This window comes from Pseudomonas quebecensis, from assembly GCF_026410085.1.
Lineage (GTDB): Bacteria > Pseudomonadota > Gammaproteobacteria > Pseudomonadales > Pseudomonadaceae > Aquipseudomonas > Aquipseudomonas quebecensis.
Genome location: NZ_CP112866.1, coordinates 1,277,344 through 1,292,547 on the forward strand (window position 1 = coordinate 1,277,344; position 15,204 = coordinate 1,292,547).

The 15,204-nt window shown below is 61.8% G+C and carries 10 protein-coding genes; 4 read left to right on the plus strand and 6 right to left on the minus strand.

Going from position 1 to position 15,204, the window contains the following annotated elements; genetic code table 11:
* Positions 1–69 precede the first annotated feature (69 nt).
* Positions 70–1,530 (minus strand): D-alanyl-D-alanine carboxypeptidase/D-alanyl-D-alanine endopeptidase, encoded by a 1,461-nt coding sequence (dacB, locus tag OSC50_RS06070; protein WP_253508902.1) that lies wholly within the window; start codon positions 1,528–1,530, stop codon positions 70–72.
* Between the two features lie 238 nt (positions 1,531–1,768).
* Between dacB and OSC50_RS06075 the strand changes: the two genes are divergently transcribed.
* Positions 1,769–2,113: a YggL family protein gene (locus tag OSC50_RS06075; RefSeq protein WP_090400317.1), complete on the plus strand. Its 345-nt coding sequence runs from the start codon at positions 1,769–1,771 to the stop codon at positions 2,111–2,113.
* 74 nt (positions 2,114–2,187) lie between these two features.
* On the opposite strand, the gene OSC50_RS06080 is transcribed toward OSC50_RS06075, so the two are convergent.
* A complete protein-coding gene (locus tag OSC50_RS06080; RefSeq protein ID WP_266246332.1) occupies positions 2,188–3,375 on the minus strand; it encodes a benzoate/H(+) symporter BenE family transporter in 1,188 nt (395 codons plus the stop codon).
* A gap of 225 nt (positions 3,376–3,600) precedes the next feature.
* Here OSC50_RS06080 and OSC50_RS06085 point away from each other — a divergent pair, with 225 nt between their 5' ends.
* Positions 3,601–4,365: a GntR family transcriptional regulator gene (locus tag OSC50_RS06085; protein WP_016979279.1), complete on the plus strand. Its 765-nt coding sequence runs from the start codon at positions 3,601–3,603 to the stop codon at positions 4,363–4,365.
* Between the two features lie 76 nt (positions 4,366–4,441).
* Here the strand turns inward: OSC50_RS06085 and guaD are convergent, their stop codons facing one another.
* The 4 genes from guaD to xdhA all read right to left on the minus strand — a co-directional run bounded on the left by guaD (position 4,442) and on the right by xdhA (position 10,552).
* A complete protein-coding gene (gene guaD, locus OSC50_RS06090; RefSeq protein ID WP_253508898.1) occupies positions 4,442–5,746 on the minus strand; it encodes a guanine deaminase in 1,305 nt (434 codons plus the stop codon).
* A 7-nt stretch (positions 5,747–5,753) separates the two neighbouring features.
* A complete protein-coding gene (xdhC, locus tag OSC50_RS06095; protein ID WP_266246331.1) occupies positions 5,754–6,596 on the minus strand; it encodes a xanthine dehydrogenase accessory protein XdhC in 843 nt (280 codons plus the stop codon).
* A 115-nt stretch (positions 6,597–6,711) separates the two neighbouring features.
* Entirely contained in the window at positions 6,712–9,111 is a 2,400-nt protein-coding gene (gene xdhB, locus OSC50_RS06100; protein ID WP_266246330.1) for a xanthine dehydrogenase molybdopterin binding subunit, read from the minus strand.
* On the minus strand, positions 9,104–10,552 hold the full coding sequence (gene xdhA / locus OSC50_RS06105; RefSeq protein ID WP_266246329.1) for a xanthine dehydrogenase small subunit: 1,449 nt from the start codon (positions 10,550–10,552) through the stop codon (positions 9,104–9,106). The genes xdhB and xdhA overlap by 8 nt, the downstream gene beginning before the upstream one ends.
* Positions 10,553–10,831: 279 nt before the next feature.
* Here xdhA and OSC50_RS06110 point away from each other — a divergent pair, with 279 nt between their 5' ends.
* A complete protein-coding gene (locus tag OSC50_RS06110) occupies positions 10,832–11,491 on the plus strand; it encodes a GntR family transcriptional regulator (RefSeq protein ID WP_181076111.1) in 660 nt (219 codons plus the stop codon).
* A 2-nt stretch (positions 11,492–11,493) separates the two neighbouring features.
* Positions 11,494–14,982, plus strand: coding sequence for a chromosome segregation protein SMC (gene smc, locus OSC50_RS06115; RefSeq protein WP_266246327.1), 3,489 nt, complete (start codon positions 11,494–11,496; stop codon positions 14,980–14,982).
* Positions 14,983–15,204: the final 222 nt, after the last annotated feature.

Here is a 15,204-nt window from a genome sequence, read left to right on the forward strand (position 1 = left end):
ATGTGGCAGAGGTGTCTACACCTGTCTTAATGGTTCACCGCAACAAGCCCCCCTCAGGCTAACGCTGTTTTAGAGCACCGGCGCCGCCGCCGTCAGTTTAGGCTGGCGGTACAGGTCCAGCAGGACCTGGTCGAGTACCGACGAAGCGCCCCATGGCTTGGGATCGTTGAGGATCGCCACTACCACCCAGGTGTTGCCGTTGTTGTCACGGCTGAACCCGGCGATGGCGCGCACGGTGTTCAACGTGCCCGTCTTGACGTGCGCCTCGCCGCGCATGGCGGTCGTCTTCAAGCGCTTGCGCATGGTGCCATCGGTGCCGGCGATAGGCATCGAGCTGATGTATTCCGCCGCATACGGGCTCTTCCAGGCTGCCTGCAGCATGGCTGCCATTTCACGGGCGCTGACCCGTTCGGCGCGCGACAGGCCGGAGCCGTTCTCCATCACCAGGTGCGGCGCGGTGATGCCTTTTTTCGCCAGCCACTGGCGCACCACGCGCTGCGCGGCCTTGGCATCGTCGCCGTCGGCATCATTGCGGAACTGCGCGCCCAGGCTCAGGAACAACTGCTGGGCCATGGTGTTGTTACTGTATTTGTTGATGTCGCGGATGATTTCCGCCAGGTCCGGCGAGAACGCGCGGGCCAGCACTTTGGCATCCTTGGGCACCGGCGCCTGGATATCGCGGCCCTGGATGCTGCCGCCCAGCTCCTTCCAGATTGCCCGCACTGCGCCGGCGGTATAGGTGGCGTGGTCGAGCAGCGACAGGTACGTCTGTGAACTGCAGCCGTCGGCCAGTTGGCCACTGACGGTCACGGTCACGCTGCCATCGGCGGCGGTCACCGGGTTGTAGCGCACATCCCCGGTGCATTGCTTGGCGTTGGAAACCTTGACCTGATTGTCGATACGGATGCTCGCAATCGGCGGCTCCACCGAAACCAGCACCCGGCCGCCATCATTGCGTGTCACGAAACGCAAGGCCTTGAGGTTGACCAGCAAGGCATCGGGTTTGACCAGGAATGGCTTGTTTTCGTCGTTGCCATCGTCGTTGAACTCCGGCAATTGCGGCGGAATAAAGAAGCCGCGGTCCAGCACCAGGTCGCCGGTAACCTGCTGCACACCGTTGGCGCGCAGGTCGCGCATCAGCAACCAGAGTTTTTCCATGTTCAGCTTGGGATCACCACCGCCCTTGAGGTACAGGTTGCCATGCAATACGCCACCGCTGAGGGTGCCGTCGGTGTAGAACTCGGTTTTCCACTGATGGTTGGGGCCGAGCATTTCCAGGGCCGCGTAGGTGGTGACCAGCTTCATGGTGGAGGCCGGGTTCACCGACACGTCGGCGTTGAACACGGTCGGCGTGCCCGGACCGTTGAGCGGCAGCATAACCAGGGATAACGCAGTATTTTGCAGTTTGGCTTTTTGCAGGGCCTGCGCGACGTTGGGCGGCAGGGTGGTATTGATCGGGGCGGCGGTGACGGAAAAGGCCAGTGGCAAAAGAAAACCGGCCAGTAACAGGGGACGCAAAGATTTGATCATAAAGAGTAAAACCCTACTGCTGAGGGAGGGTGAAAAAGGCGAGGGGACAATAAGAAAAATCCCTCAATGGTCATGAAAGTGTCGGCATTATGCCCCAAGGCGGGCGTATTTGTAGCTGAACGATAGCTGGAAATCGGCGTTTTTTTTCCAGCAGAATGCCGCCTGTCCCAGAGAGTCGGGCAATCGTCGCCTTAAACTGCTAAAGTGCCGGCCGTTATTACTTAAGAGGACTGTTCCAATGGCGACTAACCGTTCCCAGCGTCTGCGCAAAAAACTGTGCGTTGATGAATTTCAAGAGCTGGGTTTCGAACTGAACCTGGACTTCAAAGAAGGCCTGAGTGAAGAAGCTATCGACGCTTTCCTCGAAGCATTCATCAAAGAAGCCATGGAAGCCAACGGTCTGGGCTACGTCGGCGGCGATGACTACGGTCTGGTTTGCCTGCAGAAGCGTGGCTCGGTTTCCGAAGAGCAGCGCGCTGCCGTTGAAGCCTGGCTGAAAACCCGTTCCGAGCTGACCAAGGCTGAAGTCAGCCCGCTGCTGGACGTGTGGTATCCGGAAAAGCCGATCAATTCCAAGAATTGAAGCGGTAAGTTACAAGCTTCAAGCCGCAAGCTCATGTGGCTTGAAGCTTGAAGCTTGAAGCTTGCAGCTAACCCCTACCTCCGCCCATTCAGAATCAGCAGCGTCAACACCCCCGCCACAATCCCCCAGAACGCCGAGCCGATGGAAAACAGCGTCAAGCCTGACGCGGTGACCATGAAGGTGATCAGCGCCGCTTCCCTCTCCCTGGGTTCATTCATCGCAATGCTCAAGCCGTTGATGATCGAGCCGAACAACGCCAACGCCGCAATCGACAGCACCAGTTCCTTGGGCAACGCTGCGAACAACGCCGCCAATGTCGCGCCGAACACACCGGCGATGCCGTAGAACGCGCCGCACCAGACCGCCGCCGTGTAACGTTTGTTACGGTCCTCGTGGGCGTGAGGCCCGGTGCAGATGGCCGCGCTGATCGCCGCCAGGTTGATGCCGTGGGAGCCGAACGGCGACAGCACCAACGAGGCCAGGCCGGTGGCGGTGATCAGCGGCGAGGCCGGCACGTTGTAGCCATCGGCGCGTAACACCGCCACGCCCGGCATGTTCTGCGAGGTCATCGCCACCACAAACAGCGGAATGCCGATGCTGATGGTGGCCGCCAGCGAGAAGTGCGGCGTGGTCCACACCGGCGTGGCGACTTCCAACTCAAACCCGCTGAAGTCCAGCAGCCCCATCGCCCCCGACAGCAGGGTGCCGATGATCAGCGCGGCGAGCACGGCATAGCGCGGCGACAGGCGTTTGATGATCAGGTAGGTGAAGAACATCCCCAGCACCAGGCCGGTGCGATGCTGGGCGGCGACGAAAATCTCGCTGCCGATCTTGAACAGAATGCCGGCCAGCAACGCCGCCGCCAGCGACGCTGGAATACGCTTGACCAGTTTTTCAAAACTGCCGGTCAAGCCGCACAGCGTCACCAGCACCGCACAGGTGATGTAAGCGCCAATGGCTTCACCGTAGCTCACGCCGCCCAGACTGGTGATCAACAGCGCCGCGCCGGGAGTGGACCAGGCGATGGTGATCGGCGTGCGGTAACGCAGGGACAGGCCGATGCTGCACACCGCCATGCCGATGGAGATCGCCCAGATCCATGAAGAGATCTGCGCCGTGGTCAATCCGGCGGCCTGCCCGGCCTGGAACATCAGTACCAGGGAACTGGTGTAGCCGGTCATCATGGCGATAAAGCCGGCGACAACGGCCGATGGGGAAGTGTCCGCCAGCGGGCGCAGGCGCGCTTGGGTGGCTTCGGTCATGGAAAGGTGTTCCTTTTACCTGGGTTTGGCCGGTGGAGGTGCGGATTCAAGCCTAAACTCAAACGCTGATACCCATTGCAATACAGCCGGCGGCGCAAACAGCCGTACAGTGTGTTGGCTCATTGGGTTGTGTACAATGTGCCCTGTTTTTAGCGGATACTTGCCAGCGACCCGCTGTTGCCGTATTACCGATAATTCGCCGCCGTTCTCCAAACCCGAGTGCCCATGAACGAACAGTTGCAACCTCTCAAGAAACAACCGCGTGCCGGCAAGGCCGGTCGCAGCGGAACCCAGGACGATATCGTCTACGCGCATATTTTCGAGGCCATCCTTGAACAACGCCTGGCACCCGGCACTAAATTGAGCGAAGAGGCACTGGGCGAAATCTTTGGCGTAAGCCGCACCATCATTCGTCGCGCCCTGTCGCGACTGGCCCATGAAGGCGTGGTGTTGCTGCGACCCAATCGCGGCGCGGTGGTGGCCAGCCCGAGCGTGGAAGAAGCGCGCCAAGTGTTCCTGGCCCGGCGGCTGGTGGAGCGAGCGATTACCGAATTGGCGGTGCAGCATGCTACCGCCGAGCAACTGGCCGAGTTGCGCCAGATGGTCAACGACGAGCGCGACAGCTTTTCCCGTGGCGATCGCGGTGCCGGTATCCGCCTCTCCGGCGAATTCCACCTCAAGCTGGCCGAAGCGGCGAAGAACGCACCGCTGATCAGCTTCCAGCGCAGCCTGGTGTCCCAGACCTCGCTGATTATCGCCCAGTACGAAAGCGGTAACCGTTCCCACTGTTCCTACGATGAACACACGCAGTTGATCGATGCGATCGAAGCCCGCGACGCGGTATTGGCGGTGAACCTGATGATGCATCACATGGATCACATCGACAGCAAGCTCAACCTCGACGAAGAGAGCGCGTCGGATGATCTGCATGCGGTGTTCTCGCATCTGTTGCAGACCAAAAAGCCTGGGCGTTCCTCGATAAAGCTGTAATTTTCCTGATGTGCCAGGGACAAAATGTGGGAGGGGGCAAGCCCCCTCCCACATTGTTTTTGTGCTGTGGCCGAGATCAGCGCTGGTGCACCAGTTGGCCGGCGGCATAGGTCTGCAGCACCGCCCGGTCATCCCCCAGGGTCATCAATACAAATAACGTCTCGTCGATACTGTTGGACTGCTTCAGGCGGTAGCTGAGCAGTGGTGTGGCGTTGTAGTCCAGCACCAGGAAGTCCGCGTCCGTGCCCGGCTGCAACGTGCCGATTTTGTCTTCCAGGCGCAGCGCCCGTGCACCGCCCAGGGTGGCCAGGTACAGCGATTTGAACGGGCTCAACCGCGCGCCCTGCAACTGCATAACCTTGTAGGCTTCGTTAAGGGTTTGCAGCAGCGAGAAACTGGTGCCGCCTCCCACATCGGTGCCCAGGCCGACATTCAGTTTGTGCTTCTCGGCCATCGGCAAGTTGAACAGTCCGCTGCCCAGGAACAGGTTCGAGGTCGGGCAAAAGGCGACTGCCGAGCCGGTTTGCGCCAGCCGTGCGCATTCGTCGTCGCACAGGTGCACGCCGTGGGCAAACACCGAGCGCTCGCCCAGCAGCTGGTAATGGTCGTACACGTCCAGGTAGCCGCTGCGCTCCGGGAATAGTTCTTTCACCCACTGCACTTCCTGCAGGTTCTCGCTGATGTGTGTCTGCATATACAGATCCGGATATTCCCCCAGCAGCTGCCCGGCCAGTGACAATTGCTCCGGCGTGCTGGTAGGGGCGAAGCGTGGCGTGACCGCGTAATGCAGGCGGCCTTTGCCGTGCCAGCGCTCAATCAGGGTTTTGCTGTCCTGATAGCTGGACTCGGGCGTGTCGGTCAGATAATCCGGGGCGTTGCGGTCCATCATCACCTTGCCGGCGATCATGCGCAGGTCGAGCTTCTCGGCTGCTTCGAAAAACGCGTTCACCGATTGTGGGTGCACGCTGCCGAACACCAATGCGGTGGTGGTGCCGTTGCGCAGCAGTTCCTTGATGAAAATATCCGCTACTTGCTCGGCGTGGGCCTTATCGGCGAATTGGCTTTCGCAGGGGAAGGTGTACGTGTTGAGCCAATCCAGCAACTGTTCGCCATAAGCGCCAACCATGCCGGTCTGCGGCAAATGGATATGGGTGTCGATCAGGCCGGGGGTGATCAACGCGTCCTGGTAATGGGTCACGTCGATATCGGCCGGCAGCGTCGGCAGCAAGTCGCCGGCGTGCCCGACGGCGCTGATGCGGCCGTTGTCGATCACCAGCAGGCCGTCTTCGAAATACTCATAGGAGGCTTCGATCCCCACCTCGGCGGGGTCGGCGATGCTGTGCAGGATGGCGGCGCGGTAGGCTTTGCGAGTCAAAGGCATGGTGGTCTCAATGGGTAGCTTGGCTGCGGCGTGACACCGGCAGCAGTTTGGCAATGGGTTCGGCGCTTGCGTTGTTCTGGCCGAAATTGGCGTTATAGGTGGCGATGATTTCGCCGGCGATGGAGATGGCGATCTCCACCGGTAATTTGCCCTTCACCTCGGCGAGGCCCATGGGGCAGCGCATGCGTTGCAGTTGGGCGGTGTCGAAGCCGCGATCACGCAGGCGGTGTTCGAACTTGACGCGTTTGGTCTGCGAGCCGATCAGGCCGAAGTAGGCGAAATCGTTGCGTTTGAGCAAGGCCGCGCTGAGTTCCAGGTCGAGGGCGTGATTGTGGGTCATGACGATGCAGTAACTGCCCACCGGCAAGTCGGCGATTTCGTCGACCGGTTCTTCGCTGACGATTTTACGCACGCCCTCGGGGATCTGTTGCGGAAACTCCTGCTCGCGCGAATCGATCCAGCGCACTCGGCACGGCAGGCCTGCCAGCAACGGCACCAGCGCGCGGCCCACATGGCCGGCGCCGAACACCGCAATCTGCGCCTGCACCTGGCCCATGGGTTCGAACAGCAGCACGGTGACGCCACCGCAGCATTGGCCCAGGCTCGCGCCCAGGCTGAAGCGCTCCAGGTGGGTGTTCTGCTGGCCACGGGCAAGCATCTCGCGGGCGATCTGCATCGCTTTGTATTCCAGGTGCCCGCCGCCGATGGTGTCGAAGGTCTGGGCGGCGCTGATGACCATCTTGGAACCGGCATTGCGGGGCGTGGAGCCGAGTTCTTCGATGATGGTCACCAGGACGCAGGGTTCGCCCTGGTTCTGCAGGTCGGCGAGGGCGCTGATCCAGTTATTCATAGTCACCTCTTGTGGTGTCCTGTCAGGCCGCTATCGGGGCAAGCCCCTCCCACATTTGAAAGCATTCGCAGATCACTATGTGGAAGGGGCTTGCCCCCGATGGCAGCACCTCGATCTAGAGCGAAGCCATCTCGGCTTCAGTCTCAATGGCTGTCGCCGCCTGCAACTGGCGCATCTGTTCACACCCCCACAACACCCGCTCCGGTGTTGCCGGCGCGTCGATCTTCGGCTGATGGCGATAACCTGCAAGGCTTGCGACCGCATCCTTGATCGCACACCACGAGGCAATGCCGAGCATGAACGGCGGTTCACCCACGGCCTTGGAGTGGAACACCGTGTCTTCCGGGTTCTTGCGGTTTTCCACCAGCGTGACCCGCAGGTCCAGCGGCATGTCGGCGACCGCCGGGATCTTGTAGCTGGCCGGGCCGTTGGTCATCAGTTTGCCTTTGTCGTTCCACACCAGTTCCTCCATGGTCAGCCAGCCCATGCCCTGGATGAAACCGCCTTCCACCTGGCCGATGTCGATGGCCGGGTTCAGCGAAGCGCCCACATCGTGAAGGATGTCCGTGCGCAGCATCTTGTATTCGCCGGTCAGGGTATCGACGAGCACTTCGCAGCAGGCCGCGCCAAACGCGTAGTAATAGAACGGTCGGCCGCGCGACTGGCTGCGGTCGTAAAAGATTTTCGGGGTCTTGTAGAACCCGGTGCTCGACAGCGAGACCTGGGCGAAGTACGCCTGTTGGATCAGCGTCTCGAAGGTCAGGATCTGCTCGCGCACGCGCACATGACCGTTGTGAAACTGCACATCCGCTTCACTGACGTCGTACTTGCGCGCGGCGAATTCCACCAGGCGCTGCTTGATGGTTTCGGCGGCATTCTGCGCGGCCTTGCCATTCAGGTCGGCACCGCTGGAAGCGGCGGTCGGCGATGTGTTGGGTACCTTGTCGGTGTTGGTGGCGGTGATCTGCACGCGGTCGATGCCGACCTGGAACACTTCGGCCACCACTTGGGCGACCTTGGTGTTCAAGCCCTGGCCCATCTCGGTGCCGCCGTGGTTCAGGTGGATGCTGCCGTCGGTGTAGACATGGATCAGCGCGCCGGCCTGATTGAGGAAACTGGCGGTAAACGAAATGCCGAATTTGACCGGGGTCAGCGCCAGGCCTTTTTTCAGGATCGGGCTGTGGGCGTTGTAGCGGCGAACCGCTTCGCGGCGCTCGGCGTATTGGCTGCTGGCTTCCAGTTCGGCGGTCATCTCCTCAAGCAGGTTGTGCTCGACGGTCTGGTAGTAGTGGGTGACGTTGCGCTCGGTCTTGCCGTAGTAGTTGGCCTTGCGCACCGCCAGCGGGTCCAGCGCCAGATGACGGGCGATGGCGTCCATCACCTCCTCAATCGCAACCATGCCTTGCGGGCCGCCGAAACCCCGGTAAGCGGTATTGGACGCAGTGTTGGTCTTGCAGCGATGGCCGTTGACCGTGGCGTCGCCCAGGTAATAGGCATTGTCGGCGTGGAACATGGCGCGGTCGACAATCGAGTTCGACAGGTCCGGCGAGCAGCCGCAGTTGCCCGCCAGTTCCAATTGGATGCCATGCAGACGACCGCTGTCGTCGAAGCCCACGTCGTATTCGATATAGAAGGGGTGACGTTTGCCGGTCATCAGCATGTCCTCGACCCGCGGCAGGCGCATCTTGGTCGGCTGGCCGGTCAGGTGCGCGATCACCGCGCACAGGCATGCCGGGCTGGCGGCCTGGGTTTCCTTGCCGCCGAAGCCACCGCCCATGCGGCGCATGTCCACGACGATTTTGTTCATCGACACGTCCAGCACTTCGGCCACCAGCTTCTGTACTTCGGTGGGGTTCTGGGTGGAGCAGTAGACGATCATGCCGCCGTCTTCGGTGGGCATCACCGAGGAGATCTGGGTTTCCAGGTAGAAGTGCTCCTGGCCGCCGATATGCAGCGTGCCCTGAATGCGATTTTTGGCCGTGGCCAATGCACCCGCCGAATCACCGCGCTGGTGCGTGTGGCTGTCGAGCACGAAGTGTTTATTGCGATAGGCCTCGACCACATCCAGCACCGGTTCCAGGTCCTGGTATTCGATCACTGCCGCCATCGCCGCTTTGCGCGCGGTCTCCAGGTCGCGGGCGGCCACGGCCAGCACCACCTGGCCGACGAACTGCACGGTGTCGATGGCCAGCAGCGGGTCGCCGGGCAGCAGCGGGCCGATGTCTTTAAGTCCCGGCACGTCTTCATGGGTGATGACAATACGTACGCCGTCAAAGGCGTAGCAGGGTGCGGTGTCGAGGCTGAGGATGCGCGCGTGGGCGCGGTCGGACAGGCGAGCGTACACATGCAACTGATTGGGGAATTCCAGGCGGTCGTCGATGTACTGCGCCTCGCCCGAGACGTGCTTGGCGGCGCTGTCATGCTTGACGCTGCGCCCGACTCCGCTGGTCAAGTCCTGGGCGAACAGTTCGGCCAGCTCGGCCTGGGTTTTTTCCACGGCGTGATGGTTAGACATAAGCGGTCACCCGAGTCTCGATGTGCGGTGTTTGCAGCTCGATAAAGTATTTGCGCAGCAGGTTCTGCGCGCTGAGCAGGCGGTATTCCTTGCTGGCGCGGAAGTCCGACAGCGGCGTGAAGTCCTCGGCCAGGGCGGCGCAGGCTTTCTCGACCGTGGCGGCGTTCCAGGTGGCGCCCACCAGTACGGCCTCGCAGTGTCGAGCGCGTTTGGGCGTGGCGGCCATGCCACCGAAGGCCACGCGGGCGGTCTGGACCACACCGTTGTCGAGGGTCAGATTGAAAGCGGCGCAGACGGCGGAAATATCGTCATCCAGGCGTTTGGACACCTTGTAGGCGCGGAACAGCGTATGGCCCTTGGGCACGATGATCTTCTCGATGAATTCGCTGTCCTGGCGCGCGGTGACGCGGTAATCGATGAAGTAGTCTTCCAGCGCCAGGGTGCGCCGGGTGTCGCCTTTGCACAGCACGATCTGTGCGCCGAGTGCGATCAGCAGCGGCGGCGAGTCTCCGATCGGCGAGGCGTTACCGATATTGCCGCCCAGGGTGCCCTGGTTGCGGATCTGCAGGGAGGCGAAGCGGTGCAGCAGATCGCCGAAGTCCGGGTATGCCTGGTGCAACGCGGCGTAGCAGTCGGAGAGCGGGGTGGCGGCGCCGATTTCCAGGCGGTCGTCGAACGACTCGATGCGCTTCATTTCTTCAATGTTGCCGACGTAGATCATCACCGGCAGCGTGCGGTGGAACTGAGTGACTTCCAACGCCAGGTCGGTGCCGCCGGCCAGCAAACGGGCTTGCGGATAGGCGTCGTAAAGGTCGGCCAAGTCGGCCACGGTCAGGGGCACCAGGCAACGTTTGTCGCCGCTGTTGAGTTCGCCGGTCTGGGTTGGTGCGATGCTTTTGAGGCGCGCGATGGTGTCGGCCTGGCGGCTGTCGAATTGGTCCTTGGGCTTGTTGCAGCAGGCCTGTTCGGCGGCGGCGAGAATCGGCCGGTAACCGGTGCAGCGACACAGATTGCCGGCCAGCGCTTCGTGGGCCTTGGCGCTGTCGGGGGCGTCGCTGTTCTTCTGCAGTGCGAACAACGACATCACGAAACCGGGGGTGCAAAAACCGCATTGCGAGCCGTGGCACTCCACCATGGCCTGCTGCACGCTGTGCAGTTGGCCCTGGTGCTTGAGGTCCTCGACGCTGATCAGTTGCTTGCCGTGCAATGACGACACAAAGGTCAGGCATGAATTGAGGCTGCGATAGCGAATGTGCTCGACGCCTTGATCATCGGTGTGCAACTCGCCGACTACCACGGTGCATGCACCACAGTCGCCGCTGGCGCAGCCTTCCTTGGTACCGGGTTTGCCCAGGTGCTCGCGAAGATAATTGAGCACGGTCAGATTGGGGTCCAGGGCGTGCTCGCTACGGAGTTCCTGGTTGAGTAAAAACTGGATCACGGAAGGCCTCGCAGACTCATTATTGTTGTTAACCGCTGTGGGCCGAATCTAGTCATGTCTGACTTTTCGGTCAATTGTTTTCTGACCTAAGGGTCAAGAAAATGCGGTCACAACCCATTCAATTATGGTTCAGTCTTCTGGAACCGGCGTTTTTGGCGGCTTGTAGACGGGGAGAGCTGCTTATTTCATGCCAATTCGCGACAGTGGGCGTAGCGCCATCAGCGGGCCAATGCGCTACACTGCCGCGCTTGTATCGATAGACGATTTTGAAGGAAACCCATGACGTTCAAGGCGCCGGACAGTCTCGCCGAGCAGATCGCTCACCACCTCGCCGAACGTATCATTCGCGGCGATCTCAAGCCTGGGGAGCGTATCCAGGAACAGAAGGTCACGCTGGCACTCAATGTCAGCCGCGGCTCCGTGCGCGAAGCCCTGCTGATCCTTGAACGCCGGCACCTGATCGCGATCCTGCCGCGCCGTGGCGCTCACGTCACCGAGCTGACCGCACACAAGGTGCAGAGCCTGTGCACGTTGATGGGCGAGTTGTACATCCTGCTCGGCAATGCAGTGGCGCAGGGCTGGCAGACCCAGGCCGACATGGCGCCGTTCGTGCAGATCCAGCAGCGTTTGGTGAGCAACTTCGAGCGTCAGGATATCCGCGCCTTCGTCGAAGAAAGCTTCAATGTGATGCGCGCCGCGTACCCCTTCGCTAACAACCCGTACCTGCAGGAAACCGTCGAAAACCTGCAGCCGGCGATGAACCGCGCCTATTACCTGGCCCTGGACCAGCGCAAGGCCGAGATGAGCGAGTACCTGGCGCTGTTCGAGCAACTGCTCGCCGCCGTGCTGGCCCGTGACCTGCCGCAGATTCGCCAAGTGCTGTCGGCCTACGGCCAGCGCAGTTGCTCGTTGGTCATCGCTGCGTTAACGGACGCCTGAACGTGCGGCTCAAGTGCATCAAACTGGCGGGGTTCAAATCCTTCGTCGACCCGACCACGGTGAACTTCCCCAGTAACATGGCGGCGGTGGTGGGGCCCAATGGCTGCGGCAAGTCGAACATCATCGACGCCGTCCGCTGGGTGATGGGCGAGAGCTCGGCCAAGAACCTGCGCGGCGAGTCGATGACCGACGTCATCTTCAACGGCTCCACCAGCCGCAAGCCGGTGAGCCAGGCCAGCATCGAGCTGGTGTTCGACAACTCCGACGGCACCCTGATCGGCGAATACGCGGCCTACGCGGAAATCTCCATCCGCCGCAAAGTCACGCGCGACAGCCAGAACAGCTACTTCCTCAACGGCACCAAGTGCCGACGTCGCGACATTACCGATATCTTCCTCGGCACTGGCCTCGGCCCGCGCAGCTACTCGATCATCGAACAGGGCATGATCTCCAAGCTGATCGAAGCCAAGCCCGAGGACCTGCGCAACTTCATCGAAGAAGCGGCCGGCATCTCCAAGTACAAGGAGCGCCGTCGCGAGACCGAAAACCGCATCCGCCGCACCCACGAAAACCTCGCCCGGCTGACCGACCTGCGCGAAGAGCTGGAGCGCCAGTTGGAGCGCCTGCACCGCCAGGCCCAGGCCGCCGAAAAGTATCAGGAGTACAAGGGCGAAGAGCGCCAGCTCAAGGCGCAACTGTCGGCCCTGCGCTGGCAGGCCTTGAACGATCAGGTGGGCCAGCGCGAAGTCATCATCGGCACCCAGGAAATCAGCTTCGAAGCGCTGGTGGCCGAGCAGCGCAACGCCGACGCCAGCATCGAACGCCTGCGCGACGGGCACCATGATCTGTCCGAGCGCTTCAATCTGGTGCAGGGCCGCTTCTATTCGGTGGGCGGCGATATCGCCCGAGTCGAGCAGAGCATCCAGCACGGCCAGCAGCGTCTGCGCCAATTGCAGGACGATCTGAAGGAAGCCGAGCGCGCGCGCCTGGAGACCGAATCCCACCTGGGCCACGACCGCACCTTGCTGCTGACCCTCGGCGAAGAGCTGGACATGCTCATCCCCGAGCAAGAGATCACCAGCGCCGCCGCTGAAGAAGCCGCCGCTGCCCTGGAGGAAGCCGAAGCCACCATGCACGGCTGGCAGGAACAGTGGGACGCCTTCAACCTGCAATCGGCCGAACCGCGCCGCCAGGCCGAGGTGCAGCAGTCGCGCATCCAGCAACTGGAAACCAGCATGGAACGCCTGGCCGAGCGCCAGCGCCGCTTGCAGGAAGAGCGCGTGCTGCTTGCCGCCGACCCGGAAGACGCGGCGATCATGGACCTCAGCGAGCAACTGGCCGAAAGCGAAATGACGCTGGAGGAGCTGGAAGCCAGCGAAGAACAGCAAGTCGAGCGCCTGGAGCAACTGCGCCAGCAATTGCAACAGGCGACCCAGGCGCAGCAGCAGGCTCAGGGCGATTTACAGCGGCTTAACGGACGTCTGGCATCCCTTGAGGCCCTGCAGCAAGCCGCGCTGGACCCCGGCACCGGCACCGCCGAATGGCTGCGCGACCAGCACCTGGCTGAGCGCCCGCGTCTGGCCGAAGGTTTGAAAGTCGACGCCGGTTGGGAGCTGGCCGTTGAAACCGTGTTGGGGGCCGACCTGCAAGCCGTGCTGGTGGACGATTTCGGCGGCTTCGACCTCGCCGGGTTTGCCCAGGGCGATCTGCGTTTGCTCAGCCCCGCCGCCGATGGCGCACGGGTGCCGGGCAGCCTGCTGGATAAGGTCGAGGCCGCGATTGATCTGTCGCCGTGGCTGGGCCAGGTCAAGCCGGTCGACTCCCTGGAGCAGGCCCTGGCCCAGCGCGGTGGGCTGGCGGCAGGCGAAAGCCTGATCAGCCGTGACGGTTACTGGGTTGGCCGCCACTTCCTGCGTGTGCGCCGCGCCAGCGAAGCGGAAAGCGGCGTTCTGGCCCGTGGCCAGGAAATCGTCAGCCTGAGCGCCGAGCGCGAAGAACGCGAAGCCACCCTCGAACGTCTCGAAACCGAACTGCAAACCCTGCGCGCCACCCAGCGCCAGCAAGAGACCGGCCGCGAACACCTGCGTCGCCTGTTGCAGGATGAAGCGCGCCAGCAAGGCGAACTCAAGGCGCAACTGTCGGCGAGCAAGGCCAAGGTCGAGCAACTGACCCTGCGCCGCACCCGGCTCGACGAAGAGGTCGCCGAGATGGGCGAACAACGCGCCCTGGAGCACGAACAGATCGGCGAAGCGCGCCTGCACTTGCAGGAGGCGCTCGACAGCATGGCCCAGGACACCGAACAGCGCGAACTGCTGCTGGCCCAGCGTGACAGCCTGCGCGAGCGCCTCGACCGTGTGCGCCAGGAAGCGCGCCAGCACAAGGACCACGCCCATCAGTTGGCCGTGCGCCTGGGCTCGCTCAAGGCCCAGCACGCGTCCACGGCCCAGGCTCTTGAGCGCCTGGAGATGCAGTCCGAACGCCTGACCGAAAAGCGCGAGCAACTGAGCCTCAACCTGGAGGAGGGCGAAGCGCCGCTGGAAGAGTTGCGCCTCAAGCTCGAAGAGTTGCTCGACAAGCGCATGACCGTCGACGAAGAGCTCAAGACCGCGCAGATCGCCCTGGAAGATGCCGACCGCGAATTGCGCGACGCAGAAAAACGCCGGACACAGGCCGAGCAGCAGTCCCAGTTGATCCGCGGCCAGCTCGAACAACAGCGCATGGAATGGCAGGCCCTCACCGTGCGTCGCAAAACCCTGCAGGACCAATTGCTGGAAGACGGCTACGACCTGCACGGCGTGCTCAATACCTTGACCGCCCAGGCCAACGAGAAAGACGCCGAAGAAGAACTCGAACGCATTGCCGCGCGGATTCAACGCCTGGGCGCGATCAACCTCGCCGCGATCGATGAATATCAGCAGCAGTCCGAGCGCAAGCGTTATCTGGATGCCCAGGACGCCGACCTGGTGGAGGCACTGGATACCCTGGAAAACGTGATCCGCAAGATCGACAAGGAAACCCGCAACCGTTTCAAAGATACCTTTGATCAGATTAATGGCGGTTTACAGGCCTTATTCCCAAAAGTTTTCGGTGGCGGCAGCGCCTACTTGGAACTGACGGGCGAAGATCTACTCGATACAGGGGTGACGATCATGGCGCGTCCGCCAGGGAAGAAGAACAGCACCATCCATTTGCTCTCCGGCGGCGAAAAAGCCCTGACTGCGTTGGCGTTGGTGTTTGCCATCTTCAAGCTGAACCCGGCGCCGTTCTGCATGCTCGATGAAGTGGATGCACCGCTGGATGATGCGAACGTGGGGCGCTATGCGCGGCTGGTCAAGGAGATGTCCCAGACCGTGCAGTTCATCTATATCACCCACAACAAGATCGCCATGGAAATGGCTGATCAATTGATGGGGGTGACGATGCACGAGCCGGGTTGTTCGCGCCTGGTGGCGGTGGACGTGGAAGAGGCGATGGCGATGGTGGACGCCTGACGGCAAGCTTCAAGCGGCAAGTGAGTCAGCTTGAAGCTTGTCGCTCAGGGCCTGTGGCTCACAGTTGGCGACTGCTGTAGGAGATTGCCTGCTACGCCTGAAAGCTGGCAATTCGACACATTTCGCGCCAACTGTGTAAAGTTATCTTTGGTCGTGCTAGTTTAATGTCAATTTTTCGTGTGCGTGGGCAAAACGTCAGTCAGAACATAGAGTTGGCGCCAC